Annotated in this window: 22 protein-coding genes and 1 tRNA gene; 16 read left to right on the top strand and 7 right to left on the bottom strand. The window is 74.5% G+C overall.

What is annotated here, in order from left to right:
* The first annotated feature begins 13 nt into the window (after positions 1-13).
* Complete coding sequence (locus tag OZ948_05580; protein ID MEB2344191.1) at positions 14-1,183, top strand: class I SAM-dependent rRNA methyltransferase; 1,170 nt, start codon at positions 14-16, stop codon at positions 1,181-1,183.
* A 40-nt stretch (positions 1,184-1,223) separates the two neighbouring features.
* Here the strand turns inward: OZ948_05580 and glgP are convergent, their stop codons facing one another.
* Positions 1,224-3,755, bottom strand: coding sequence for an alpha-glucan family phosphorylase (glgP, locus tag OZ948_05575; GenBank protein MEB2344190.1), 2,532 nt, complete (start codon positions 3,753-3,755; stop codon positions 1,224-1,226).
* 97 nt (positions 3,756-3,852) lie between these two features.
* On the opposite strand from glgP, the gene OZ948_05570 reads away from it, so the two are divergent.
* From OZ948_05570 to OZ948_05560, 3 genes are read left to right on the top strand one after another with little or no spacing between them, the layout of a single operon-like run.
* On the top strand, positions 3,853-4,224 hold the full coding sequence (locus OZ948_05570) for a cupin domain-containing protein (protein MEB2344189.1): 372 nt from the start codon (positions 3,853-3,855) through the stop codon (positions 4,222-4,224).
* Positions 4,225-4,239: 15 nt separating this feature from the next.
* The gene (locus tag OZ948_05565) at positions 4,240-4,995 is read left to right on the top strand and encodes a hypothetical protein (GenBank protein ID MEB2344188.1); all 756 of its coding nucleotides are present in this window, start codon (positions 4,240-4,242) and stop codon (positions 4,993-4,995) included.
* Positions 4,996-5,033: 38 nt separating this feature from the next.
* Positions 5,034-6,674 carry an acyl-CoA synthetase gene (locus tag OZ948_05560; protein ID MEB2344187.1) on the top strand — a complete coding sequence of 547 codons (1,641 nt, stop codon included), beginning with the start codon at positions 5,034-5,036 and terminating at the stop codon, positions 6,672-6,674.
* On the opposite strand, the gene OZ948_05555 is transcribed toward OZ948_05560, so the two are convergent.
* Positions 6,671-7,399: a DUF1499 domain-containing protein gene (locus OZ948_05555; GenBank protein ID MEB2344186.1), complete on the bottom strand. Its 729-nt coding sequence runs from the start codon at positions 7,397-7,399 to the stop codon at positions 6,671-6,673. The genes OZ948_05560 and OZ948_05555 overlap by 4 nt on opposite strands.
* 132 nt (positions 7,400-7,531) lie before the next feature.
* Here OZ948_05555 and OZ948_05550 point away from each other — a divergent pair, with 132 nt between their 5' ends.
* Genes OZ948_05550 through OZ948_05540 form a run of 3 tightly spaced genes read left to right on the top strand, consistent with a single transcriptional unit; the run spans position 7,532 to position 8,992 of the window.
* Positions 7,532-8,320, top strand: coding sequence for an enoyl-CoA hydratase-related protein (locus tag OZ948_05550; protein ID MEB2344185.1), 789 nt, complete (start codon positions 7,532-7,534; stop codon positions 8,318-8,320).
* A gap of 11 nt (positions 8,321-8,331) precedes the next feature.
* Complete coding sequence (locus tag OZ948_05545; GenBank protein MEB2344184.1) at positions 8,332-8,706, top strand: nucleotidyltransferase domain-containing protein; 375 nt, start codon at positions 8,332-8,334, stop codon at positions 8,704-8,706.
* Complete coding sequence (locus OZ948_05540; protein ID MEB2344183.1) at positions 8,696-8,992, top strand: DUF86 domain-containing protein; 297 nt, start codon at positions 8,696-8,698, stop codon at positions 8,990-8,992. Before OZ948_05545 ends, OZ948_05540 begins: the two co-directional genes overlap by 11 nt.
* On the opposite strand, the gene OZ948_05535 is transcribed toward OZ948_05540, so the two are convergent.
* Both OZ948_05535 and leuC read right to left on the bottom strand, forming a co-directional pair.
* A complete protein-coding gene (locus tag OZ948_05535; protein ID MEB2344182.1) occupies positions 8,980-9,585 on the bottom strand; it encodes a 3-isopropylmalate dehydratase small subunit in 606 nt (201 codons plus the stop codon). The two genes, OZ948_05540 and OZ948_05535, sit on opposite strands and share 13 nt — an antisense overlap.
* Positions 9,582-10,985 (bottom strand): 3-isopropylmalate dehydratase large subunit, encoded by a 1,404-nt coding sequence (leuC, locus tag OZ948_05530; protein MEB2344181.1) that lies wholly within the window; start codon positions 10,983-10,985, stop codon positions 9,582-9,584. The genes OZ948_05535 and leuC overlap by 4 nt, the downstream gene beginning before the upstream one ends.
* A gap of 78 nt (positions 10,986-11,063) precedes the next feature.
* On the opposite strand from leuC, the gene OZ948_05525 reads away from it, so the two are divergent.
* Both OZ948_05525 and OZ948_05520 read left to right on the top strand, forming a co-directional pair.
* Positions 11,064-11,738: a dienelactone hydrolase family protein gene (locus OZ948_05525; GenBank protein ID MEB2344180.1), complete on the top strand. Its 675-nt coding sequence runs from the start codon at positions 11,064-11,066 to the stop codon at positions 11,736-11,738.
* A gap of 28 nt (positions 11,739-11,766) precedes the next feature.
* Positions 11,767-11,842 (top strand) — tRNA-Pro (locus tag OZ948_05520).
* 41 nt (positions 11,843-11,883) lie between these two features.
* Here the strand turns inward: OZ948_05520 and OZ948_05515 are convergent.
* On the bottom strand, positions 11,884-12,390 hold the full coding sequence (locus OZ948_05515) for an LEA type 2 family protein (GenBank protein ID MEB2344179.1): 507 nt from the start codon (positions 12,388-12,390) through the stop codon (positions 11,884-11,886).
* Positions 12,391-12,503: 113 nt separating this feature from the next.
* Here OZ948_05515 and tkt point away from each other — a divergent pair, with 113 nt between their 5' ends.
* Positions 12,504-14,525, top strand: a complete 2,022-nt coding sequence (gene tkt / locus OZ948_05510; GenBank protein ID MEB2344178.1) for a transketolase — start codon at positions 12,504-12,506, stop codon at positions 14,523-14,525.
* A 44-nt stretch (positions 14,526-14,569) separates the two neighbouring features.
* Here tkt and OZ948_05505 read toward each other — a convergent pair whose 3' ends face one another.
* Complete coding sequence (locus OZ948_05505) at positions 14,570-15,943, bottom strand: NAD(P)-dependent oxidoreductase (GenBank protein MEB2344177.1); 1,374 nt, start codon at positions 15,941-15,943, stop codon at positions 14,570-14,572.
* A gap of 125 nt (positions 15,944-16,068) precedes the next feature.
* Here OZ948_05505 and OZ948_05500 point away from each other — a divergent pair, with 125 nt between their 5' ends.
* The 6 genes from OZ948_05500 to OZ948_05475 all read left to right on the top strand — a co-directional run bounded on the left by OZ948_05500 (position 16,069) and on the right by OZ948_05475 (position 22,723).
* Positions 16,069-16,380: a hypothetical protein gene (locus OZ948_05500; protein MEB2344176.1), complete on the top strand. Its 312-nt coding sequence runs from the start codon at positions 16,069-16,071 to the stop codon at positions 16,378-16,380.
* Positions 16,381-16,431: 51 nt separating this feature from the next.
* Positions 16,432-17,139 carry an ABC transporter ATP-binding protein gene (locus tag OZ948_05495; GenBank protein MEB2344175.1) on the top strand — a complete coding sequence of 236 codons (708 nt, stop codon included), beginning with the start codon at positions 16,432-16,434 and terminating at the stop codon, positions 17,137-17,139.
* The gene (locus OZ948_05490; protein MEB2344174.1) at positions 17,136-18,305 is read left to right on the top strand and encodes an ABC transporter permease; all 1,170 of its coding nucleotides are present in this window, start codon (positions 17,136-17,138) and stop codon (positions 18,303-18,305) included. The genes OZ948_05495 and OZ948_05490 overlap by 4 nt, the downstream gene beginning before the upstream one ends.
* 1 nt (position 18,306) lies before the next feature.
* Positions 18,307-19,485 (top strand): ABC transporter permease, encoded by a 1,179-nt coding sequence (locus OZ948_05485; protein MEB2344173.1) that lies wholly within the window; start codon positions 18,307-18,309, stop codon positions 19,483-19,485.
* Positions 19,482-20,708 carry an efflux RND transporter periplasmic adaptor subunit gene (locus OZ948_05480; GenBank protein ID MEB2344172.1) on the top strand — a complete coding sequence of 409 codons (1,227 nt, stop codon included), beginning with the start codon at positions 19,482-19,484 and terminating at the stop codon, positions 20,706-20,708. The genes OZ948_05485 and OZ948_05480 overlap by 4 nt, the downstream gene beginning before the upstream one ends.
* A gap of 65 nt (positions 20,709-20,773) precedes the next feature.
* A complete protein-coding gene (locus OZ948_05475) occupies positions 20,774-22,723 on the top strand; it encodes a potassium transporter Kup (protein MEB2344171.1) in 1,950 nt (649 codons plus the stop codon).
* Positions 22,724-22,799: 76 nt separating this feature from the next.
* On the opposite strand, the gene OZ948_05470 is transcribed toward OZ948_05475, so the two are convergent.
* Positions 22,800-24,944 (bottom strand): hypothetical protein, encoded by a 2,145-nt coding sequence (locus OZ948_05470; protein MEB2344170.1) that lies wholly within the window; start codon positions 24,942-24,944, stop codon positions 22,800-22,802.
* Positions 24,945-25,225: the final 281 nt, after the last annotated feature.

Here is a 25,225-nt window from a genome sequence, read left to right as displayed (position 1 = left end):
CCGATCGTCCGGCATGGCCGACGTCGTCCTCCTCCCCGGCCGCGATCGCTCGGTGCGCCGGCGCCACCCCTGGGTGCTGTCGGGCGCGGTGGCGCGGCTCGAGGGAGCGGCCGAGCCGGGCGCGTGGGTCCGCGTCGTCTCCGCCGAGGGCGAGGCGCTCGGCCACGGCCACTGGTCGCCCCACTCGCAGATCCGGGTGCGGCTGCTCGCGTTCGCCAAGGACGCCGCGGGCGACGAGCTCGTCGCGGCGCGGATCGCGGAGGCCGTCGCGCGGCGTGGCGCGGATCCGCTGCTCGCCGGCACCGACGCGGTCCGTCTCGTGAACGCCGAGGGCGACGGGCTGCCCGGCCTCGTCGCGGACCGCTACGGCGACCTCGTCGTGGCGCGGCTCGCGACCGCGGGCATGGAGGCGCGCCGGGCGCTGGTGGCGGAGGCGCTGCGCGCGGCGACCGGCGCGGCGGCCGGCTTCGAGCGGCCCGACGCGGCTGCCGCCCGGCGCGAGGGGATGGCCGCGCACCAGGGGCCGCTCTGGGGCGCGCCGCCGGCGGCGCCGGTCGCGATCACCGAGCGCGGGCGGGGCTACCTCGTCGACGCGGCCGGCGGGCAGAAGACCGGCTTCTACCTCGACCAGCGCGATGCGCGCGACCTCGTCGAGCGCCTCGCGCGCGGCCGCCGCGCCCTCGACCTCTTCGCCTACACGGGTGGCTTCGCGGTGGCCGCTGCTCGCGGCGGCGCGGCCTCGCTCACGGTCGTCGACAGCTCGGCGGACGCGCTCGCGCTGGCCGCCCGCAACCTCGCGCCGTGGTCACCCGCGCTGCCGTGCCGCCTCGAGCGCGACGACGCCTTCCGCTTCCTGCGCCGCGACGGCGAGCGCTACGACCTCGTGGTCGTGGACCCGCCGCCCCTCGCGCGCCGCGCGGGCGACGTCGAGCGCGCGGCGCGCGCCTACAAGGACGCGCTGCTCGGCGCGCTGCGGCTGGCGGCGCCGGGCGCGCTGCTCCTCGCGTTCTCGTGCTCGCATCACGTCGGGCCGGAGCTCTTCCGCAAGATCGCCTTCGGCGCCTCGCTCGACGCCGGCCGCCCGCTCGCGGTGCAGGCCGAGCTCGGCGCGCCGAGCGACCACCCGGTGGCCCTCGACCATCCCGAAGGCCGCTATCTGACGGGGCTCCTGCTGCGGGGCTGAGCGGCTCGCCAGCGCGGGGACGGGCGCGTCCCGCGCCGGCTCAGCGTTGCCACAGGATCCAGGGCGCCTCGAGCGGGACGCGGGCGAGCGGGTGGTGGGGCACGAGGCGCGGGGTGTAGTCGCCGGCCGGACGCAGGGCCGGCACCCGTCCCCGGTATTCGTAGCTGCCGTCCGGGCGCCGTTCGCGCGCCATCGGCGCAAGGGCAGGCTCGCCGCCGGACGGATCGGCGTAGAGCTCGACGCGCACGGCCTCGGGATCGAGCCCGCCGAGCTCGAGCGGGATCGCGAAGTGATGGCGGCCGTCCCGGGTCTCGACGCGCAGCGCCCCGAAGCGCACGTCCCGCCAGTGCTCGGCGAGCCGCCGCTGCCAGGCGCGCAGGCCGGCCCCGGCCGCGCCCTTGTCCGCCGCCCGCGCCCGGTAGCCCTCGGCCGCGGGCAGGTAGTGCTGCTCGGTGTACTCGCGGACGACGCGATTGGCCGAGAAGCGCGGCGTGAGCCGGGCCATGCTCTCCCGCATCCGGGCCACCCAGCGCTGCGGGATCCCGCGCTCGTCGCGGTCGTAGAAGGCCGGCACGACCTCGCCTTCGAGCAGCGCGTAGAGCGCCTGCGCCTCCGCGGCGTCCCACGCGGGGTCGTCGCCGTGCTCGCGCCCGTCGCCGAGCGCCCAGCCGACCTCGGGCGCGTACGCCTCCGCCCACCAGCCGTCGAGCTCCGAGAGATTGAGGCCGCCGTTCACCAGCACCTTCATGCCGCTCGTGCCGCTGGCCTCCCAGGGGCGGCGGGGCGTGTTGATCCAGAGGTCGGCGCCCTGCACGAGATGCTCGGCCAGGAGCAGGTCGTAGTCCGGCAGGAAGACCGCGCGTCCCTGGACCTCCGGGCGCCGGAGGAACCCGAACCAGCGGCGGATCATCGCCTGGCCAGGCTCGTCCGCGGGGTGGGCCTTGCCGGCGAGGACGAGCTGCACCGGCCGGTCGCGGTCGGTCAGGATCCGCAGCAGCCGCTCCGGATCGTGGAGCAGCAGGGTCGGGCGCTTGTAGGTGGCGAAGCGGCGCGCGAAGGCGAGCGTGAGCGTGTCGGGATCGAGGCAGCGCCGCGCCAGATCCTGCTCCGCCGCGGGTGCCCCCCTCGCGGCCAGCTCGTACCCGGCGCGCTCGCGTGCGAAGGCGACCAGGTCCGCACGCGACTGGCGACGCATCGCCCACAGCTCGTCGTCCGGTGCAGAGCGGATGTCGCGCGCCACGCCTTCCATCGTGCCGCGCCAGCGCTCGGCGCCGCAGGCCGTGGTCCAGAGCGCGTCGGCCTCGGGGGAATCCCAGGTCGGCGTGTGCACGCCGTTGGTCACGTGCCCGACCGGCACCTCGGCCTCCGGCCAGCGCGGGAACAGGTCCTGGAACAGCCGCCGGCTCACGGCGCCGTGCAGGCGGCTCACGCCGTTCACCGCCGCGCTCCCGCGGATCGCGAGGTAGGCCATGTTGAAGGGCTCGTGGGCGTCGCCGGGATCGCGCCGGCCGAGCGCGAGCAGCTCCCGAAGCGGAATCCCGAGCTCCTCCTCGGCGTAACGCCGCAGGGCCCGGTCGATCAGGTCCGGCTCGAAGCGGTCGAAGCCCGCGGCGACCGGCGTGTGCGTGGTGAAGAGGTTGCCGGCGCGCGTGACCGCGAGCGCGACGTCGAAGGGCTGCCCGCTGTCCTCCATGAAGGCCCGGGCGCGCTCGAGCACGGCGAAGGCGGCGTGCCCTTCGTTCAGGTGACAGACCTCGGGCTCGAGGCCCAGCGCGCGCAGCAGGCGCCAGCCGCCGATCCCGAGCAGCAGCTCCTGCCGGAGCCGCTGCTCGACCCCGCCACCGTAGAGCTCGCTCGTGATGCCGCGGTAGGCCGGCGGGTTCGCCGGGTCGTTGCTGTCGAGGAGGTAGAGCCGCCGGCGCCCGACTCGGACCTGCCAGGCCCGGAGCCGGAGCTGGAAGCCGGGGAGCTCGATGGGCAGGCGCAGCCACTCGCCGGTCTCGTCGCGCACCGGCGTGATCGGGAGCTGGCCCGGGTCGTTGAACGGGTAGAGCTCCTCCTGGTCCCCGTCCGCGGAGACGATCTGGCGGAAGTAGCCCCGCTGGTACAGGAGGCCGACGCCGACCACGGGGACTGCGAGGTCGCTCGCGGCCTTGAGCTGGTCGCCGGCGACGTTGCCGAGGCCGCCCGAGTAGACGGGCAGGGCTTCGCTCAGCGCGAACTCCATGCAGAAGTACGCGACACGCTGGAGGGGCGCGCCGGCGTGCCGGCTCGGGAACCAGCCCTGCGCATCGAAGTAGGCGCGCTGCTGGTCGCGCAGGCGCGCGACGCGCGCCTGGAAGGAGGGCTGCGCCAGGAGCGCGTGCAGCCGCGCCTGGGAGGCCGTCTGCAGGACCACCAGCGGGTTGTGCGTCGCCGCCCAGAGCCCCGGGTCGATCGCGGCCCAGAGCTCGTCGCCGCTGTGCTCCCAGGACCAGCGCAGGTCGAGCGCGAGCCCGGCCAGCGCCTCCACCCCGTCTTCCGTTGCGCCGTCCGTCGCGGTGCCCATCGCGCCGCCCTTCCCGTTGTCCATCGCGCCGAGGCTAGCCGCGCGGCGCCCGTGGGCTACACCTCGCGCTGCCCTCGCCGCCGCGGTGCCGGCGAGGATCCAGCGCCGGAGGAGGTGGGCCGTGGTCGGATACGTGACGAACATCGAGCGCGACACGCTCGCGAACCAGGACTATCGCCGCGTGCTCTTCACGGGACGCCATACGCAGCTCGTCCTGATGACGCTCCAGCCGGGAGACGAGATCGGCCTCGAGGTCCACGAGGAGCACGATCAGTTCATCCGGGTCGAGGCCGGGACCGGCCAGGTCGTGCTGAACGGAGAGGAGCACCGCCTCGCCGACGGCGTCGCCGTGGTGATCCCGGCAGGCGTCGAGCACAACGTCGTCAACACGTCGCCGGACCAGCCGCTGCGGCTCTACACGCTCTACAGCCCGCCGGAGCACCCGGACGGAACGCGCCACCGGACCAAGGCCGACGAGCCGGCGGGACACTGAGCGAAGCGGCGGGAGGTGACGGCAGGCGGTCTCGAGGCGGCCTTCGAGCGGGCCCGCGCCTTCGCGGCGGCGGCGCGCGAGGGCGATCCGCTCGAGCGGGCGCGCCTCGCGCAGCTCCTCGGCGAGGCGCCGCCCGAGGCGCTCCTTGCGGTCCTGCCCGCCGCGGACACGCCCGCCGCCGCCCTGCGCGCCCTCGCGCTCCTCGCCGAGGCGGGTGCCCTCGACCGGTCGGCGGCGGACCCGGCGGTGCGCGCCATCGAGGCCGCGCAGCGCAGCGACGGCGCCTTCGCCGCCGGGGGCGCGGGCGAGCAGGCGGCGCTCGTCACGACCGGCATCGCGGCCGGGCTGCTGGCCCGCAGCGCCTTCGCGCGGCCGGCGCCGCTGCGCCGCGCGGGCGCCTGGCTCTCGGCGCGCTGGGCCCCCGAGCGGGTGAAGGACGGCGACTTCGGGCGCCTCGCGGCCTACGCCGGCTGGCTCGCGAACGCGAACCCGGAGATCGCCGACGCGGCCCTCCAATGGTGCGGGCGCGAGTGGGAGCGCGGCTTCCGCAGCGGCCGGCTCGGCGCCGCGCAAGCGGCCCGCGTGCTCCTGCTCGCCGACGCGCCGACCCTTCCCGGCGCGCGCCTCGCGCCGGGCGAGATCGCGCCGGCCCTGCTCGCCGCGCAGGAGGGCGACGGCGGCTGGCCGGCCGCAGGCGGCGGCGATCGCGTCGCCGCGACGGCGGAGGCCCTCGCGGCGCTGCGCCACCTCGCCCGCTGGCGCCGTCCGTAGTAGTCTGCCCGGCCGCCTTCCCGAGCCCCGGAGACCGCATGCTGAACCTCGCCGCCCTCCACGAAGCCATCGCCGCGGCCGTGCCCGATCGCGAGTGCATCCTGTTCCGCGACCGCCGCCTCTCCTACGCCGACGTCACCGACCGCACGCGGCGCCTCGCCGCGGTGCTGCGCGCGCACGGGCTCGGCTGCCACGCGGAGCGCGCCTCCCTCCCGAACCACGAGAGCGGCCAGGACCACGTGGCGCTCTACCTCTTCAACGGCAACGAGTACCTGGAGGGGATGCTCGGCGCCTACAAGGCGCGCTGCGCGCCCTTCAACGTGAACTACCGCTACGTCGACGAGGAGCTGCTCTACCTCTTCGACAACGCCGACGCGCGCGCGGTGCTCTACCACGCGAGCTTCGCCCCGACCCTCGCGCGCCTGCGCGAGCGGCTGCCGAAGGTGAAGCTCTGGCTGCAGGTGGGCGACGAATCCGGGGAGGCGCTGCTGCCCGGCGCGCTCGACTACGAGACCGCGCTCGCCGCCGCGAAGCCCGAGCCGCCCCAGGGCCTCTCGCCCGACGACCTCTACATCCTCTACACCGGCGGCACGACCGGGATGCCGAAGGGCGTGCTCTGGCGCCAGGAGGACATCTTCCGCGCCGCGATGGGCGGGCCCTTCCCGCCCGCCACGCTCGAGGAGGCGGTGGCGCGCGCGCAGGCCGGCAGCGTGCGCTCGCTGCCGGCGCCGCCCTTCATGCACGGCGCCGCGCACTGGGTGGCCTTCAACATCTTCGCGGCGGGCGGCACGGTGGTGGTGCAGTCGAAGCCGCGCAGCCTCGACCCCGACGACATCTGGGCGACCATCGAGCGCGAGAAGGTGAACCTGCTCACGATCGTGGGCGACGCCTTCGGCCGGCCCCTGGTCGACCAGCTCGGGCGCAAGACCTACGACCTCTCCTCGTTCGCGTTGCTCACCTCCGGCGGCGCGATCCTGACCGCCGCGCTGAAGGACGAGTTCCTGGCGCGCCTCCCGAGCCTCCGGATCCTCGACGCGCTCGGCTCCTCGGAGAGTGGCGCGCAGGCTGCCCAGTTCTCCGAGGGCGGCAAGAAGGCCTCCACCGGCGACTTCGCGCTCTCCTCCGGCAACGTGGTCCTGAAGGACGACCTCTCGGGGCTCGTCGAGCAGGGCTCGGACGAGATCGGCTGGCTCGCCCGCGAGGGCCACATCCCGCTCGGCTACCTGAAGGACGCCGGGAAGACCGCGACGACCTTCCCGGTGGTGGGCGGCCGGCGCTACGCCGTGCCCGGCGACCGCGCGCAGGTCGGGCCCGACGGCGTCCTCAAGCTGCTCGGCCGCGACTCGGTGTGCATCAACTCGGGCGGCGAGAAGATCTTCGCCGAGGAGGTGGAGCACGCCCTCAAGCACCACCCCGGCGTCTACGACTGCGTGGTCGTCGGTACGCCGAGCGAGCGCTGGGGGCAGCAGGTAACGGCGCTCGTGAAGCTGCGCCCGGGCCACGCGGCCGACGAGACGGCGCTGCGCGCCGCCGCCGCGGAGCACGTCGCGCACTACAAGCTCCCGAAGGCCTTCGTGTTCGTCGACGAGATGGTGCGTGCGCCGAGCGGGAAGGCCGACTACCGGTGGGCGAAGCAGCGCGCGCTGGAGGAGCTCGGGGAGCGGGCTGCCCGCGCCTAGCCCTTCAGCGCGGCGGCGAAGGCGCGGATCCGCGCGGCGTTGGCACCGAGGTCGCCCTGGCCGTCGCGCGACTTCGAGCGCAGGTCCACCACGCTGCCGCCGTCGGCGGGACGCACCCGGACCGCGACGTCGTCGACGAAGCGGAACAGGCGCGACACCGCTCGCGCCTCGAGGATGCCGCGAGCAGGATCGACGAGCGTCACCTCCCAGCCGAGCGCGCGGGCGGTCTCCTGGGCGCGCGCGAAGGCCTCGGCCGGCGCGAGCCCGAGCCGGATCGGGGCCAGGTCCGGGTAGGCCGCGCGCTGGATCGCGGCGAACTCGGCGGGATAGGCCATGTCCCGCCCGCGGTTCGCCGCCTCGCCGGCCGCGGCCTCGAAGGTGGGGGGATCGTCGGGGCTCGTCGTGACGTCGTTGATGCGCGGCGCGCCGCGCCCCGGGAGCGCGCCGGCGAGGAGCGCCGCGAGCACGGCGGCCCCGGCCGCAACCGCGAACCAGGCGAGCCGCCGGCCGGGCCGGCCGCCGCGCGTCGCGCGCAGCCCGAAGCCGCCGAGCACGAGGCCGGCGAGCGCGAGGAGCGCTCCGAGCGCGAAGGTCGCGAAGCCGGTGAGGGGCCGCACGAGGGCGAGGTGCGCGAGGAGCGGGCCCGCGACCGCCAGCGTGACGCCGGCGTCGGCCGCTCCGGCGGCGAGGACGGCAAGGGCCGAGGGGCGTCGATCGTCGGGCACGCGGGCTCCTCCGTGGCCGGCGCCCGCGCACGATACCACGGCGTCGCGGGGCCTCGCGCCCGCTCCGATCGGAGGGCTTCGCGGGCTGTTACCCTGCGGCGTTTCCACGGTCCGGAAGGGAGGGCGACACCGATGGCGGACGAGCTCGTACGATCGGAGCGCCGGGGGGCGGGTGGGGCGGTCGCGCTCCTGACCCTCGACCGGCCCGCGGCGCTGAACGCCCTCGACCGCGCCACGCTCGAGCGGCTGCGCGCGCGCGTCGCGGAGCTCGCGGCCGACGGCAGCGTGCGCGCGGTGGTCGTGACCGGGGCGGGTCGTGCCTTCGCGGCCGGCGCCGACATCGCCGGGATGCGGCGGCTCGGGCCGGTCGAGGCGGAGGCCTTCAGCCGGCTCGGGCACGAGACCTTCGCGTCGCTCGAAGCGCTCCCGGTGCCCACCCTCGCCGCCGTGAACGGCTTCGCGCTCGGCGGCGGCTGCGAGCTGGCGCTCGCCTGCGACTGGATCTACGCCTCCGCGAAGGCGCGCTTCGGGCAGCCCGAGGTGAACCTGGGTCTCCTGCCCGGCTTCGGCGGCACGAGCCGGCTCGTGCGCCGCGTGGGGCCCGCGTGGACGAAGGAGCTGGTCCTCGGCGGCGAGCCGATCGACGCCGACACCGCGCTGCGCATCGGCCTCGCGAACCGCGTCTTCGAGCCGGACGCACTCGTCGCGGCCGCCGTCGCGGCCGGCGAGCGGATCGCGGCGAAGGGCCCCGTCGCGGTCGCGCTCGCCAAGCGCGTCCTGCAGGAGGCGCAGGACGCCGACCTGCGGGTCGCCCACGCCCTCGAGCAGCAGGCCTTCGGCCTCGTCTTCGCGAGCGAGGACCACGCCGAGGGGATGGACGCCTTCCTCGAGAAGCGCGACGCGAAGTTCCGGGGCCGCTAAGCTCGGCCCCCGTGAGCGGTCCCTCGCGCGACGCCATCGTCACCGGGCTGCGTAGAGCGGGTGCTCGCTTCGCCTTCGTGCACGGCTCGCGCGCGACGGGGACGGCGCGCCCGGACTCCGACCTCGACGTGGCCGCTTGGTGGCCCGGCGCCGCCCCGGCGCCTTGGGACCTGAGCCTGCCCGACGGCGTGGACCTGCTGGTCCTGAACGGAGCGCCGCTCGAGCTGGCCGGCCGCGTCGCGCTTCACGGCGAGCTGCTCTTCGACGACGACCCGCCGGCCCGGGTGGCCTGGCAGGCGCAGACCCGGCTCGTCTACCTCGACGAGGAGGACCGCCAGCGCGCGCTCGACCGGATCTTCTTCGAGGAGCGCGCGGGTGGTCGATGAGCGGCGCGTCCGGCGGCTCCTCCAGCGGGTGAGCGAAGATCTCGGGTGGCTGCGCGGGCGTGCGAGCGAGGACCGCGCCGCGCTCAGCGCCGACGCCGACCGGCTCGCGGCGTTGAAGTACCGCTTCGTCACCGCGATCGAGGGCTGCCTGAACGTGGCGCAGCACCTGTGCGCGTCCGAGGGCTGGGGGCCGCCGGCGAGCAACGCCGAGGCGTTGCGGCTGCTCGGCAGGCACCAGGTGCTCGAGGCGGCGCGGAGAGGGATGGCGCGTCGCTACGCGGTGTAGCCCCCGACGTAGGGCAGCCGCGCCGCGGTCGCCTCGATCGCGTCGCCCGCGGCCAGCAGCACGGCGGTAGCGTCCCAGGCGCCCTCCACGAGCTGGCGGCGCGCGCCGTCGGGCATCGCGACGGCCTGTGCGCCGAGCTTCGAGGCGAGCGTGCCCTTGGCGAGGTCGAGGACCAGTTCCTGGCGCGGGTCGAGCTCCACCGACTCCATCAGCCTCGTGAGCTCGGCGCGCGGCAGGGTCACGCACGGCAGCCCGAGCGCCACGCAGTTGCCGAAGAAGATCTCGGCGAACGACTCGCCGACGAAGGCCTGGAAGCCGAAACGCCAGAGCGCCTGCGGCGCGTGCTCGCGCGAGGAGCCGCAGCCGAAGTTGCGTCCGACGAGCAGGAGGCGGGCGCCCGCGAAGCGCGGGTCGTCGAGCGGGTGGTTGCCCTTGGCCTGGAGGCGGTCGTCCTCGAAGGCGTGCGCGCCGACCTCGTCGAAGGTGACGCAGCGCAGGAAGCGCGCCGGGATGATCCGGTCGGTGTCGATGTCGTCGCCGCGCAGCACGCAGCCGCGGCCCTCGACGCGAACGACCCGGGCGTCCGAACTCATCCCAGCACCTCGCGGACGTCGACGACGTGGCCCCGGATCGCGGCCGCCGCCACCATCGCCGGCGACATCAGGAGCGTACGGCCGGTCGGCGAGCCCTGGCGGCCCTTGAAGTTGCGGTTGCTGGTCGAGGCGCAGAGCTCGCGGCCGCGCAGCTTGTCGGGGTTCATGGCGAGGCACATCGAGCAGCCGGGCTCGCGCCAGTCGAAGCCGGCGGCGCGGAAGATCTCGGGCAGGCCCTCGGCCTCGGCCTGGCGCTGCACCTCCTGCGAGCCGGGCACCACGAAGGTGCGCACGCCGGGCGCCACGCGCCCGAGCTGCGCCACGCGGGCGGCCTCGCGCAGGTCGGAGATCCGGCCGTTCGTGCACGAGCCGATGAAGGCGACGTCGATCTTGACGCCCGCGATCGGCTCGCCGGGCCTCAGCTCCATGAAGCCGAGCGCCTCCTCGACGCCGGCGCGCTCCTCGGCGGGCAGGTCGGCGGGGAAGGGGACGCGCTCGTCCACGGCCACCGCCTGGCCGGGGGTGATGCCGTAGGTGACGGTCGGCGCGAGCGCGTGGCCCTCGATCTCGACGCGGTCGGCGTAGGCCGCACCGGGGTCGCTCGCGATCGCGCGCCACCAGGCGACGGCGCGCTCGAAGGCCGCCCCGGCGGGCGCGTACTCGCGCCCCTGGAGGTACGCGAAGGTGGTCTCGTCGGGGTTCACGTAGCCGCAGCGCGCGCCGCCCTCGATCGACATGTTGCACACGGTCATGCGCTCCTCGAGCGTCATCGCGTCGACGACCGGGCCCGCGTACTCGTAGGCGTAGCCGATCCCGCCCTTCACGCCGAGCCGGCGGATGATGGTCAGGATCACGTCCTTCGCGTAGACGCCGGGCGCGAGCTTGCCCGTCACCTCGATGCGCCGGACCTTCGGCCGCGCGAGCGCGAGGCACTGGGTGGCGAGCACGTCGCGCACCTGGCTCGTGCCGATCCCGAACGCCACCGCGCCGAAGGCGCCGTGGGTCGAGGTGTGGGAGTCGCCGCAGGCGATCGTCAGGCCGGGCTGGGTGAGCCCGAGCTCCGGCCCGATCACGTGCACGATCCCCTGCCGGCCGCTGCCCGGCCCGAAGAAGGCGATCCCGTGCTCGGCGCAGTTGCGCTCGAGGTGCTGGAGCATCTCCTCGGCGAGCGGGTCTCCGAGCGGCCGCCGCTGGGAATCGGTCGGGATGATGTGGTCGACGGTCGCGAAGGTGCGCTTCGGGAAGCGCACCCCGAGCCGGGCCTCGCGCAGGGCGGCGAAGGCCTGCGGGCTCGTGACCTCGTGGATCAGGTGCAGGCCGATGAAGAGCTGCGTCTGCCCGCCCGGCAGCTCGCGGACGGTGTGGGCGTCCCAGACCTTGTCGAGGAGGCTTCGGGGCATGGAGCGGTGGGGATAGCACTCCGGGGAAGGGCTCGTGAAGCAGGCAGCGCCTCGCGCGCGCCGCTACGGTGCGCGGCCATGAACCTGGTCCACACCGCCTACGTCCCCGAGGGAGACGGCCCGTTTCCCACCATCCTCGCGATCCACGGCTTCGGCGCGAGCGCCAACGACCTGCTCGGGCTCGCCCCGTTCCTGCGCGGCGGCGAGGCGTTGATGGTCTGCCCGCAGGGCCCGGTGGGCGTCGGGATGCCGGACCGGCCGGGGGTCGTGATCGGCTGGGCGTGGTTCCCGCTGGCCGGCGGCCGCGAGCCCGACCCGAGCGAGGTGGGGAGGGCGGCCCGCGCGCTCGAGGCCTTCGTCGACCAGGCGCTCGAGCGCTATCCGGCCGACCGGCGCAAGGTCCTGCTGCTCGGCTTCAGCCAGGGCGGCGTCATGGCCTACGACCTCTTCCTGCGCCGCCCCGAGCGCTTCGCGGGGCTCGCGGCGCTCTCCTCGTGGCTGCCGCCCGAGCTGGCCGCGCAGGCCCCGCCGGCCGATGCGCACAAGAACCTCCCGGTGCTCGTCGTGCACGGCAGCGACGACCCGATGATCCCGGTCGCGCGCGCCCAGGAGTCGCGCGACGCGCTGCTCTCCTACGGCGTGTCGCTCACCTACCGCGAGCTCGGCATGGGGCACGAGATCTCCCCCGACGCGCTGCGCGCGCTCGTCGAGTGGATCGAGGAGAAGGTCTTCGGCCTGATCCAGCTCGCCTGAGCGGCGCGCCTGCTAGCCTTCCGGACCTCGGGGTGTAGCTCAGCGGCTAGAGCCGGAACTTTGGGGGTTCCGCGTCGTGGGTTCGAATCCCACCACCCCGACCATCCCCTCGCGGAGCGGCTCTTCCGGACCGATCGCGAGCCGCTCAGCGGGGGCGGCGCAGGTCGGCCGTGCTGCCGCGCCGCTCGAAGTCGATGCCGCCCCACGAGCCGGCGAGGAAGATCCGGCCCGTGAGCTCGTAGTCGAGCTCGCTCTGGCCCGCCTCCTCCCGGATCCCGAGCGCGACCACCTGGTTCACGAGGTCGAGCAGGGTCGTGGTGGCGGTCACCGGCACCACGACCTCGCCGAGGCGGGGCAGCACGGCCTCGACCTCGGCCTGGCCCGACGCGAGGCGCTCGCCGTTCACGAGCAGCCGGAAGCGGATCCCGTCGATCCGGTAGGCGCGCTGGTTCGGGTTGCGCAGGCGCAGGTCCACCCGCAGCCGGTGCTCGAAGGCCGTGCTCGGCAACGGCGTGAGCCCGGCCAGGTTCACCTCGATCGGCTCCGCGCCGACGCCGAGCGACGCGCAGCCGGGAGCGCCGGCGCCGGCGAGCCCGGCGAGCGCGGCCGTGAGCACCAGCGCGGCGGATCGTCTTCGCAGCCCTCGTCCCATCCGAGCAGCTCCTCGTGGCACGGCGCCGGCGCAGTCTAGCCCCCGCGGGCGTTGCCCGGTCGCGACGGAGCGGTATCGTCGGACTCCCTCTTCGACCCTTCCGCGGAGCCGCGATGACGCCCCCCTCTCCCGCGCTGCGCGCGCGCATCGAACACACGATCCGCTTCCTCGCGATCGACGCGGTCGAGCGCGCGAAGAGCGGGCATCCCGGCGCGCCGATGGGGCTCGCGGCCGCGGCCTTCGAGCTCTGGGACCAGCACCTGCGCTTCGACCCGGGCGACCCGGCCTGGGCGCTGCGCGACCGCTTCGTGCTCTCGAACGGGCACGCCTCGATGCTGCTCTACTCGCTGCTCCACCTGTTCGGCTTCGGGCTCACGCTCGACGACCTGCGCGGCTTCCGCCAGCTCGGCTCGCGGACGCCCGGCCATCCCGAGCACGGCCACACGCCCGGCGTCGAGACCACCACCGGCCCGCTCGGCCAGGGCTTCGCGACGGGCGTCGGGATGGCGATCGCCGCGCGCATGACCCGCGCGCGTTTCGGCCCCGACGGGCCGGGCAACCACTTCGTCTACGGCATCGTCAGCGACGGCGACCTGATGGAAGGGATCTCGGCCGAGGCCGGCTCGCTGGCCGGGCACCTGGGCCTCGGCAACCTCGTCTACCTCTACGACGACAACCACATCACGATCGACGGCCCGACCACGATCGCGTTCAGCGAGGACGTGGCGATGCGCTTCACGGCGCAGCGCTGGCACGTCCAGTCGATCGCCGACGGCAACGACGCGGCTGCCCTGCGCCGCGCGCTCGAGGCCGCGCGCGCCGAGACCGCGCGTCCCTCGCTGATCCTGCTGCGCACCACGATCGGCTACGGCAGCCCGCATCTCGCCGGCCAGTCGAAGACCCACGGCGCACCGCTCGGGCCCGACGAGACGCGCGCCACCAAGGAGGCGGCCGGCTGGCCGCTCGAGCCCACCTTCCTGGTCCCCGAGGACGTGCGCGCCTACCTGGACGCGCGCATCGCCGCCAAGCGCGCCGAGCGCGCCGAGGCGGACGCCGGCCTGGCGCGCTGGCGCGCGGCCGATCCCGAGCGCGCGGCACGCTGGGACGCGCTGCGCGCGAAGCACGTGCCCGAGGGCTTCGCAGCCGGGGTGGCGGCGGCGCTCGAGGGCAAGAAGGCCTCGACGCGCAAGCACTCCGGCGCGGTGATCCAGCACGCCGCGCAGGCGCTGCCCTGGCTCGTCGGGGGCTCGGCGGACCTCGCCGAGTCGAACGTGACGCGCATCCAGGACGGCGGCGACGTGGGGCCGGCCGCTGGCGGCGGGACCGACCCCTTCGCGGGCCGCAACCTCCACTACGGGATCCGCGAGCACGCCATGGCCGCGGCCTCGAACGGCATCTCGCTCGACGGCACCTTCGTGCCCTACGCCGGCACCTTCCTGGTCTTCAGCGACTACCTGCGCCCGGCGCTCCGGCTGGCCTGCCTGATGGGCGTGCGCGTGGTCTACGTCTTCACGCACGACTCGATCTTCCTCGGCGAGGACGGCCCCACCCACCAGCCGATCGAGCACCTCGACGCGCTGCGCGTGATCCCGGGCCTGACGCTGTTCCGGCCCGCCGACGGCGTCGAGACTGCGATGGCCTGGGCGTGGGCGCTCGAGCGCGCGCGCGGCCCGGTGGCGCTGGCGCTCACGCGCCAGGACCTGCCGCCGCTCGTGCGGCCGAAGGGCTTCGTGCCCGCGGACGTCTGGCGCGGCGGCTACGGGGTCGTGGAGCCCGGGGCCAAGCCGGACGTGGTGCTGCTCGCGACGGGCTCCGAGGTCTCGCTCTCGGTGGAGGCCGCCGCCAAGCTCGCCGCCGACGGGATCGCCGCGCGCGTCGTCTCGGCTCCCTGCCTCGAGCTCTTCGCCGCGCAGCCCGAGGACTGGCGCCGCACGCTCCTGGCGGGCGGGGCCACGCCGGTCGTCGCCGTCGAGGCGGCACGCGGCGAGAGCTTCCGCCGCTTCGTCGGCCCGAAGGGCCTCGTCGTCGGCATCGACCGCTTCGGCGCCTCGGCCCCGATCGGGCCGCTCGCGGAGACCTTCGGTCTCACGCCCGACCAGCTCGCGGAGCGGGTGCGCCAGCACCTGCGCGGGTAGGGAGCGGGTGCGCGGGCGCCCGCTCGGGCAGGGCGCGGCGCCCGCTACTCCGCCACCGGCGCCCGCCGCGGCAGGTCGAGCTGGTAGTCGCTCGGCACGCGCACGCGCGCGACGCCCGACTTCATGGCGGCCTCGGCGACGGCGCGCGCGACCGCGCGGTGGACTTCGAGACGCAGCGGGTTCGGGACCAGCTCGTTGGCACCGGCCTTCTCGGCGATCGCGCGGGCGGCAGCCACGTACATCGAGGCGTCGATGCGGCGCGCGCGGGTGTCGATCGCGGCGCGCAGGATGCCCGGGAAGCCGAGCAGGTTGTTGACCGAGCGGCCGTCGGCGGCGAAGGAAGCGCCGGCGGCGAGCGCGTCCTCGGGCTTGATCTCGGGGTCGGGGTTGGTGAGCGCGAGGATGCCCTGGCCGCGGCGCACGCTCGCGGGCGGGATCAGGCCCGCGCGGCCGGTGACCGCGACGACCAGGTCGGCGCGCGCCATCAGGTCGGCGAGGCTCGCGGCGGCCTCGCCGCCGCCCTCGACGAGCCGCGCGATCGCGTCGGGGCCCGGGTCGAAGCCGAGGACCGGCTGCTCGGTGGCCGCGCCCAGCATGCGTGCGATCGCGGTGCCGGCGGCGCCGAGCCCGATCACGCCGATCCGGGCCCGCGCGAGGTCGAGACCGGCACGCTGCATCGCGACCGTGGCGGCCGCCAGGGTCGCGACCGCGGTGCCGTGCTGGTCGTCGTGCAGCACCGGCATCTCGAGCGACTCGACGAGCCGGCGCTCCACCTCGAAGCAGATCGGCGACTCGATGTCCTCGAGCTGGATCGCGCCGAAGCCCTTCGCGACGTGCAGCGTGGTGCGGACGATCTCGTCGGCGTCGCGCGTGTCGAGCACCAGGGGAATCGCGGAGAGGCCCGCGAACTGGTGCAGCAGGGCCGCCTTGCCCTCCATCACCGGCAGCGCCGCCAGCGGCCCGACGTTGCCGAGTCCGAGCACGCGCGTCCCGTTGGTGACGATCGCGACGGTCTTGCCCCGGATCGTGTAGAGGTACGAGTCGTCGGGGTTGCGCGCGATCGTGCGGGCCACCTCGGCGACCCCCGGCGTGTAGACGCGCCGCAGGTCGTGCAGCGAGCGCACCGGATGGGTCGGCCGGATCTCGAGCTTGCCGTCGATGTGGAGCTCGTGGACGTCGTCGATGACCTCGAGCAGGTCGACGCCCTCGACCCGCCGCACCGCCTCGACCGCGCGCTCGAGCTGCTCGCCGCCGTCGACCAGGATGTCGAGGTCGCGGACGATGTGGTCGGGCCCCACCCACACGGTGCGGATGTCGCCGAGGTTCGCGCCGGCCGTGCCGATCGCGGTCGCGAGGCGCCCGAAGACGCCCGGGCGGTGCTCGTTGCGGCAACGCAGCGTGCGGAGCAGATCGGCCACGTGGTTCCCCGGCTGGCGAAGGTCGCAACATAGGCAATGCGCGGGGCGGGAGCCCCCCGTGCGCGGCACTTGAGCGCTGCGCGGAAGCGCGATATTCCTCAGGCCCCTCGAACGAGAGATCGCCTTTGCTCTGGTGGCACTGGCTCGCAGCACTGATCGCGGTGGCGCTGGCCGGCTCGATCGCGGTCGCCGCGCAGGGGCCCGGCCGCGCGCGCGACGTGACGGCCTGGGCCGGCGTGGTGGGGTTCTACACCGTCCTGGCCGGGATGTTCGGCGACTGGACGCGCGGCGCGCTGGCCTCCGGGTCGCGCGCCGCGATCGGCTTCGGGCTGCTGGCCGCGCTCTTCGCGATCGGCTGGATCGTGGCGCTCTTCAAGACCCTGGGCGCCGCACGCCGGTCCGCCGCCGGCGCCGCGGACGCCGGTGCGACCCACTAGGGCGAAGCGGGCTACGCTGGTCGCTCGCGCGCCCCCGTGGACCGGGCCCCGATGATCGAAATCCGAGACGTCTCGCGGATCTACCACCGCGGCGCCGACGAGGTGCACGCGCTCGAGGGCGTGTCGCTCTCGATCGGGCGTGGCCGCTTCGTGGCGCTGATGGGGCCCTCGGGCTCGGGCAAGAGCACGCTCCTGAACCTGCTCGCGGGCCTCGACCGCCCGAGCAGCGGCGAGGTGGTCGTCGCGGGGCAGCGCCTCGACGACCTCAGCGAGGACGAGCTCGCGGGTTTCCGCGCGCGCCACGTGGGCTTCGTGTTCCAGTTCTTCAACCTGATCCCGGTGCTCGACGCGCAGCGCAACGTCGAGCTGCCGCTGCTGCTGACCCACCTCGGGCGCGAGGAGCGGCGCGCGCGGGCGCTCACGGCGCTGCGCGTGGTGGGGCTCGCCGAGCGCGCCGGCCACAGGCCCGCCGAGCTCTCGGGTGGTGAGCAGCAGCGCGTGGCAATCGCCCGCGCCGTCGTGAGCGATCCCGAGATCATCGTCGCCGACGAGCCCACCGGCGATCTCGACGCCAAGAACGCCGTCGAGATCCTGGGCCTGTTGCGCGATCTCGCCCGCGAGTTCGGCAAGACCGTGGTGATGGTGACCCACGATCCGCGCGGCGAGGCCTTCGTCGACGAGATCCACCACCTCGACAAGGGCGTGCTGCGCGACTCGGTGCCGGGCGGCCGGCCCGCCGCCGGCGGCGCCCGGCCGTGAAGTTCCTGCCCCTGATCTGGGCCAATCTCGCGCGCAACAAGCTGCGCAGCGCGCTCACGGCCGGCGCCATCGCGCTCGCGGTGGCGCTGGTCTGCCTGCTGCTCACCATGCCGGGCGGCCTCGACCGCATCCTGAACGAGCTCGCCTCCAACACCCGCCTGGTGGTGCTGAACAAGGCGGGGCTCGTCTACCCGCTGCCCTACTCCTACCTCCAGAAGGTGCGCGCGATGCCGGGCGTCGTGGACGCCGCGAGCTGGACCTGGTACGGCGGCGCCTTCCGGATCGAGAAGGGCGTCGAGTTCCCGAACTTCGCGGTCGAGCCGGATGCGGTCGCGGTGGTGTGGGAGGACTGGGGCATCGCGCCCGCACAGCTCGACGCATTCCGCCGCTACCGCGACGCGGCGATCGTCGGGCGCGGCACGCTCGAGAAACAGGGCTGGAAGATCGGCGACCGGATCACGCTCCGGGGCACCATCTTCCCGGTGGACCTCGAGTTCCAGATCGTCGGCGAGATCCCCGACGCGCAGGCTCCGCACCTGTGGTTCCAGCGCGAGTACCTGGACCAGGCGCTGCGCGCCGCCGGGCGCAGGAGCCTCGACTTCCTGGGCACGATCTGGGTGCGCGTGGACGACCCGGACCAGGTGAGCCCGCTGATGGCGCAGATCGACGGCACCTTCCGCAACAGCGAGGCCGAGACCGTCACCGAGACCGAGAAGAGCTACTTCGCGAACTTCTTCGGCATGCTCGAGGGCTTCGTGACCGTGATCCTGATCGTGACCGGGCTCGTGGCGCTGTGCATCGTGTTCATCGCCGCCAACACCGCCAGCATGGCGGTCCGCGAGCGGATGGGCGAGATCGCGGTGCTGAAGGCGCTCGGCTTCTCGCGCCGCCTCGTGTTCACGACCCTGTTTGCGGAGGCGACGCTGCTCTCGACGCTGGGCGGTGTGCTCGGCGCGCTGGCGGCGCTCGGCATCACCGCCTTCCTGCACGAGAGCGTGTCGGGCTGGAGCCCGGCGCTGGGTCCGCTCGGGAGCTTCGTCGTCACCAACACGATCCTGGTCCAGGGCGTGTTCCTCGCCTTCTTCGTCGGCATGCTCGCGGGCGTCGTGCCCTCCTTCGGGGCAGCCCGGCGGCCGGTCGCCCAGACCCTGCGCGAGGTCTTCTAGGGTGTTCCTCCCGCTCCGCTACCCGCTCGCGAACCTGGCGGCGCGCCGCACGCGCACGCTGCTCACGGTCGCCGTGGTGGCGCTGGTCGTGGTGGCCACGACGCTCTTCTCGGGGCTCGTCTCGAGCCTGAAGCGGACCCTCGTGAGCACCGGCCACCCGCGCAACCTGATCGTGCTGCGCAAGGGCTCGACCAACGACGGCTCGAGCCTGCTGCCGCTCGAGGCCTTCCAGGCGCTGCGCTACTTCGACGGCGTCGCGCGCGGGCCCGAGGACGAGCCCCTGGCCTCGCCGGAGCTGGTCGTGCAGCCCTTCTTCCACCGCGAGGGCGGCGGGCGCGAGAACGTGCTGGTGCGCGGCGTCGAGCCGGTGGCGCTGCGCGTGCACGACGAGGTGGAGCTCGTCGAGGGGCGCATGTTCGAGCCCTCGAGCGGCGAGGCGATCGTCGGCAGCGGGGTGGCGGGCCGCTACGTCGGCACCCGGGTGGGCGACGAGCTCCGCTTCGGGCGCGGCACCTGGAAGGTGGTGGGCCGCTTCGACGCCGGCGGCTCCTCGTTCGAGAGCGAGGTCTGGGTGGACGTGCGCGAGCTCGCCAACGACGCCAAGCGTCCCGTCCCCTACTCGGGCGTGCGCCTGCGCCTGGCCGACGGCGCCGACCGCGACGCGCTCGTGCGCCGGGTGGACGACGACCCGCGCTGGGCGCTCGAGGCCCGGCCCGAGAGCGAGTACTACGCCGAGCAGGCGGAGTCGGCGAACGTCTTCTACCTGATCGTGATCGGGCTCGCGGTGCTGGCCGGCGTCGGCGCGGCCTTCGGCGCCACCAACACGCTCTACGCCGCGGTGCAGGCGCGGCGCGCCGAGATCGGGACCCTGCGCGCGCTCGGCTTCTCGCGCCTCGCGATCCTGACGTCGTTCCTCGTCGAGGCGCTGGCGGTGGCGCTGGCCGGCTTTGCGGTGGGCGCGGCGGTGGCGGCGCTGCTCGGCCGGGTGGTCTCGCAGCTCCTCGGCGGGATCGGTTTCGGCGCCGCCACCTTCACGACCAACGTCGTCCAGCTCCGGGTCGGGGCCGGGGACCTCGTGACGGCGCTCGGGCTGGCGCTGGCGATCGGGCTGGTGGGGGGCTTCTTTCCCGCCTCGCGGGCGGCCCGGCTGCGCCCGGTCGAGGCGCTGCGCAAGGCGTGAGGGAGACGATGGAGGCGGAGCGGAGGAGCGCGCGCGAGGAGCTCGAGTCGCTGCGCATCGATCGCGGGGCCGCGGTGCGCGCGCGGCCGCCGCGCGGGCGCCGGCTCCGGTGGGCCGCGCTTGGGATCGCGCTCCTCGCCGCGGCCGGCATCGGGCTGCGGCTCGTGCTCGGCGGGACCCCCGTCGTGCGCGTCGCCTACGCCGAGCGCAGCGAGGGCGGCGCGGCGCCGGCCGCGCAGGTGCTCACCGGCTCGGGCTACGTGGTGACGGGCGAGCGCTACATCTCGCTCGGCGTGCGCGTGCCGAGCCGGATCGAGGAGTACCTGGTCGAGGAGGGCGAGCGGGTCGAGGCGGGGCAGGCGCTGGTGCGCCTGGATGCGCGCTCCTACGAGGCCGCCCTGCGCGAGGCGCGCGCGAGCCTGCTGCGCGCGCGCGCCGACGTCGAGCTCCAGCGCAAGGAGCTCGCGCGTACCCGCGAGCTCGTCGAGCGCGACGTCGCCTCGCGCTCCGACCTCGACCTGCGCGTGAACGCGCTGCGGGTGGCCGAGGCCGAGGCGGCGCGGCTCGAGGCCGAGATCGCGCGCCGCGAGGTCGATCTCGAGGACACCGTCGTGCGTGCGCCCACGGCGGGCGTGATCCTCGAGAAGTTCAAGGAGGTGGGCGAGATCGCGGTGCCGGGCGGCTTCGAGGGCTCGGGCGAGCTCGTCCGGATGGCGAACCTCGACGACCTGCGCGCCGAGCTCGACGTGAACGAGGCGGACCTCGCGCGCGTCGCGATGGGCCAGGCCGCCGAGGTGGTGCCCGACGCCTATCCCGACCGCCGCTACGCGGCGCGGGTCGTGAAGATGTATCCCCAGATCAACCGCCAGAAGGGCACGCTCAAGGTCGAGGTCGGGATCCTGGACCCCGACGGATGGCTGCGGCCCGACATGAGCGTGCGCGTCGCCTTCCTGGCCGAGGCGGAGCCGGCCGCTGCGGGTGAGGGCGCCGGGGGGGAGGGTGCCGTCCTGGCGCCGCGGGCGGCGGTGCGCGGGGGCGAAGGCGATCCCTTCGCCTGGGTGGTGACGGAGGGCCGGCTGCGGCGCCAGCCCCTCGCGCTGGCCGGCCCCTCGGGCGCCGATCGGGTGGTGGTCGCGAAGGGCCTCTCGGGCGGCGAGGCGCTGGTGGTGGGCGAGGCCGAGGGGCTGCGCGAGGGCCAGGCGGTCGAGATGGCGGCGGACTGACGGGCTCCGGCCCGGGAGCCCCGAGCTTGCGAGCCGCCCCGTTCCCGGTCACGGTTCCCGCTCCGATGGCGTCCGATCCGTCCTCCGGAACCCGCGAGCTCCCGACCGGGGCCGGGCCACCGCGCGCCGTTGCCGCGGCTCCCGGCGCGCCGGCGGCCCCGGAGGTCGGCCTCCCGGCGCTCGCGCTCGGCGCGATCGGGGTCGTCTACGGCGACATCGGCACCTCGCCGCTCTACGCGCTCCGCGAGTGCTTCCACGGCTCGCACGGGGTCGCGCTCAGCGAGGCCAACGTGCTGGGCGTCCTCTCGCTGGTGGTGTGGGCGCTCGTGCTGGTGGTGTGCGTCAAGTACCTGACCTTCATCATGCGCGCGGACAACGAGGGCGAGGGCGGGATCCTCGCCCTGCTGGCGCTCCAGCGCGACTCGCAGAGTGCCCGCTGGCGGCGCATCGCGCCGCTGCTCGCCCTGATCGGCGCGGGCCTCCTCTACGGCGACGGCGCGATCACGCCGGCGATCTCGATCCTGAGCGCGATCGAGGGCATCGAGATTGCGACGCCCGCCCTGCGCGACGCCGTCGTGCCGATCACGGTCGTGCTCCTGATCGGGCTGTTCTCGGTCCAGCGCTTCGGCACCGGCCGGATCGGCTCGGTGTTCGGCTGGGTGATGCTCGCGTGGTTCGTGGCGATCGGCACGGCCGGCGCGATCGCCGCGCTGCGCCAGCCGGGCGTGCTCGCGGCGGTGAGCCCCCTGCACGCGATCCGCTTCCTCGCCGAGCACGGCGTCACCGCCTTCCTGCTGCTCGCCTCGGTGGTGCTGGTGGTGACCGGCAGTGAAGCACTCTACACCGACATGGGTCACTTCGGCGCACGGCCGATCCGGACCGCCTGGTACGCCGTCGTCATGCCGGCGCTGGTACTCAACTACCTGGGTCAGGGCGCCGTCCTGCTCGAGGGCGGCGTTGCGGTGACGAACCCCTTCTACGCGCTGGCGCCGGGCCTCTGGCTCTACCCGATGCTCGTGCTCGCGACGCTCGCGGCGATCATCGCCTCCCAGGCGCTGATCTCGGGCGCCTACTCGCTGACGCGCAGCGCCATCCAGCTCGGCTTCTTCCCGCGCATGCGGATCGTGCACACCTCCGGGGAGACCGAGGGCCAGATCTACGTGCCGGAGATCAACTGGTTCCTCCTGCTCGTGTGCCTTGCGCTGGTGCTGGGCTTCGGCTCCTCGAGCCGGCTCGCGGCCGCCTACGGGATCGCCGTGACCGGCACGATGACGATGACCTCGATCCTGTTCTTCGGGCTGGCGCGCGGCGTCTGGGGCTGGAGCCTGCCGGCCGCCGCGAGCCTCGCGAGCGGCTTCCTGCTGGTCGACGCGGCGTTCCTGGGCGCGAACCTGACCAAGGTCGAGCACGGCGGCTGGGTGCCGCTGGTGCTCGGCGCCGTGCTCGTCGTCGTGATGACGACCTGGCGGCAGGGGCGCGAGGACCTGGCGCGCTACTTCATCGCCGGCACGATGCCGGTCGACGTGTTCCTCGCCGACGTGCGCTCGCACGGGCTGCCGCGGGTCCCGGGGACCGCCGTCTTCATGACGTCCAACCCCCACGGCATCCCGCCCGTGCTGCTCCACCACGTGAAGCACAACAAGATGCTCCACGAACAGGTCGTGCTGCTCTCGATCACGACCGAGCAGGTTCCGGCGGTTCCCTTCGGCCGCAACTTCGAGGTCGAGGAGGTCGGCGACGGCTTCTGGCGGGTCCAGGCGCGCTACGGCTTCATGCAGACCCCGCACGTACCGCGGCTGCTCGCCGTGTGCCTCGCCGAGGGCCTGGCGGTCGACCTCGACGACACCTCCTACTTCCTCGGCCGCGAAACCCTGCTGACCGGCGGCCCGTCGAGGATGGCGCGCTGGCGCAAGGCGCTGTTCGCCTATCTCTCGCGCAACTCGCGCCCGGCGACGCAGTTCTTCGGCCTGCCGCCGAACCGCGTGGTCGAGCTCGGCGCGCAGATCGAGATCTGAAGCGCCAGCGGAGCGTGCCGGCGGGCGGCCGGGGGGATTCGCGCGCGGCGCTCGGGACCCCGCGCCCGGGAGGCGATCAGGGCGGGAGGGCGACGAGGCGCGGGTGCCAGCCTTCGCGAGAGAGACGCTCGGCCGCACGGGCCGCCTGGCCGAGCGTCTCGAAGTCGACCAGCACGAGGTCGCAGACCGCATCCTCGGGCTCGGCCCGGGGCACCACGAGGAGGCGTCCGCTCGTCGCGGAGATCGTACGCGACAACGGGTTGCACTCCCCGGCTCCGCCGGAGCCGAGGTGCACCGCCCAAGGAGCGTCCGTCCGTCCCTGCAGCGGGGCGAGGCGTTCGAGATGCCGTTGGAAGGCCCACCGCGAACGGATCGTGTCGGCCTCGACGAGCGCGGGATCGCGCAGCGTCTGCGCGCGCACGAGGATCGCGAGCGTCGACTCGACGCGGCGACTCCGTTCCGAGCGTACCGCCCAGCCGAGGACGGGAATGCTCCGCAGGAAGGGGATGCCGGTTCCCTGACGTGTCCGGAGCGGCAGCGAGCGTCCGCCCACCAGCAGCAGCTCGCCGTCCGCGAGGGCCAGCACGGCCTCGAGGCGCCGCGTGCGGATCGTCGGGCCGACCAGGTCGACGTCCCCGGCGAGCGATGGGCCCAGGAAGTTCGATTCGACGCTGAGCTCGAGGCGGATCGGGGCCTTCGTGTCCTGGCTGGTCGTCGCCCGGACCCGCAACACGGTGGCGACGTCCTGGCGTTCGATCTGGACGTTGGTCTGCAACGGATCGGTGACGACGCCTTCGGCAGGAGCCGCCGATACCGGGATCGGCAGGTTGTCGCCGACCGAGATCTCCCCCTCGTCCCCGTTCAGCAGCGTCAAGCGGGGCTCGAGCAGGATCCGGGCATGGATCCCCTGCGCCTCGGCGAGGACGGCGACCTGCTGGTCGGGGACGGCGATCGGCTGGCCGTCCGGCCCGGGCACCAGCGAGACGCCGTTGGTGAGGTCGAAGACACGTCCGGGCGCCGTCCCGGCGAGCAGATCACCCGAGCCGCTGGTGATCGACTGGATCGCGTAGCTGCCGTCGTTGCCCGATCCGATTCCCCCCGTGAAGAGGGCGTCGATCGCCAGATCGCGTCCCTCCGCGGCCAGCAGCTCGATGACCTGGGCGTCGACACGGATCAGGGTCGGGGGACGATCGAGGAGATCGATCAGCCGCATCAGCTCGCGCATGGCCTCGGGGCCGGCACGGAGGAGCAGGGCATTTCCTGCCGGGTAGGGAACGGCCGACCACGACTGCTCCTGCAGGATGGTCGTTGCCGCGTCCCGCTCGGGACGGGCGAGCGGATTCCCGCTCTCGAGCTGCGCCAGCGTCTCGGCCAGATCCTCGGCGTCGGCATAGGCGAGCTGCACGACCTCGATGCTGCCGAGCGCGGGCGGCAGCTGATCGAGCCGTCCGATCAGCTCACGGGCCCGCACGACGGACGCCGGCGGTCCGATCACCAGCAGCGCATTGCCAGGATCGACCGCCAGCACCCGCGGTGCTCGCGCGCCGCGCGGCGGCTCCAGGGCAGCCTCGAGGACGGGCTGCAGCTCGGCGGCGCTGCGGCGGTGCGGGCGGAAGAGCGCCAGCTTCTCCCGCTCCCGCACATCGAGGGCGGAGACGATCTGGAGCAGGCGCTGGAGCTCGGCGCCGGTCCCCGCGAGCACCAGCGTCGGTCGCGAAGGGAGCGGCACCACCAGGCCGTCCTTGCCCAGCAGCGGAGACAGGATCGGCACGAGGGCGTCCGGCTCTACGTACTCGAGATCGTGGATCGTCATCGCCAACGCCCCCGTTCGCTTCGGCGCCTCCTGCAACGGTGCGAGCGACTTCGAGTCCTCGAGCGGGGCGATGCGCAGCGGGCCGGCCGGGGTGGGGACGGCAACGAACCCGCGAAGCTCGAGCGCCACGTTCAGGATCTCGATCGCCTCTTCGGCGTCCACCCGCCGGGGGACGTGCAGGGTGACGCGACCCCGGAGCCGCTCGTCGAAGAGGAACGACGAACCGGTCGCTTCTGCAATCGCGGCCACGACTTGCGCGAGCTCGGCATCGTCGAAGTGGAGGGCGAAGCGCAGCTCGGGCTCGGTCGCCGCGGCCCCCGGCAGGGGCAGGCCGAGCAAGGCAAGCCATGCCAGGGTCGCGGCGAGGTGGCAGCCCCATCGACGACCGGCGGGAGCGAGCGCGCGCATCGAGGTCTCCAGCGGCCCGGAGCGGGGACCGGATGTCGGCGAATTCCTGGGCCGGGACACTAGACCTCGATCGGCAGCGCCGCCTGCTGGTGGTGCCGAGCCGCGCAGGGCCGTCGTCCGAGGCACGGGCGCGTGACGCGCCGGATTCCGGTTGACAGGCGACGGAGGTCGGTGACAGCATCCTCCGACGCTCGCCGACCCCGCTCCTCGCCGACCTGCCGGCCCTGCGCTGCGGTTCCCGTTGCTCCTCGCACCGCCGCCCGCTCCCGCCCGGGAGGTCG

The sequence above is a fragment of the Deltaproteobacteria bacterium genome, from assembly GCA_035063765.1.
Taxonomy (GTDB): Bacteria; Myxococcota_A; UBA9160; order UBA9160; family PR03; genus CAADGG01.
The sequence above is the reverse complement of the archived record's forward strand: the minus strand, read 5'-3'. Positions and strand labels throughout refer to the sequence as shown.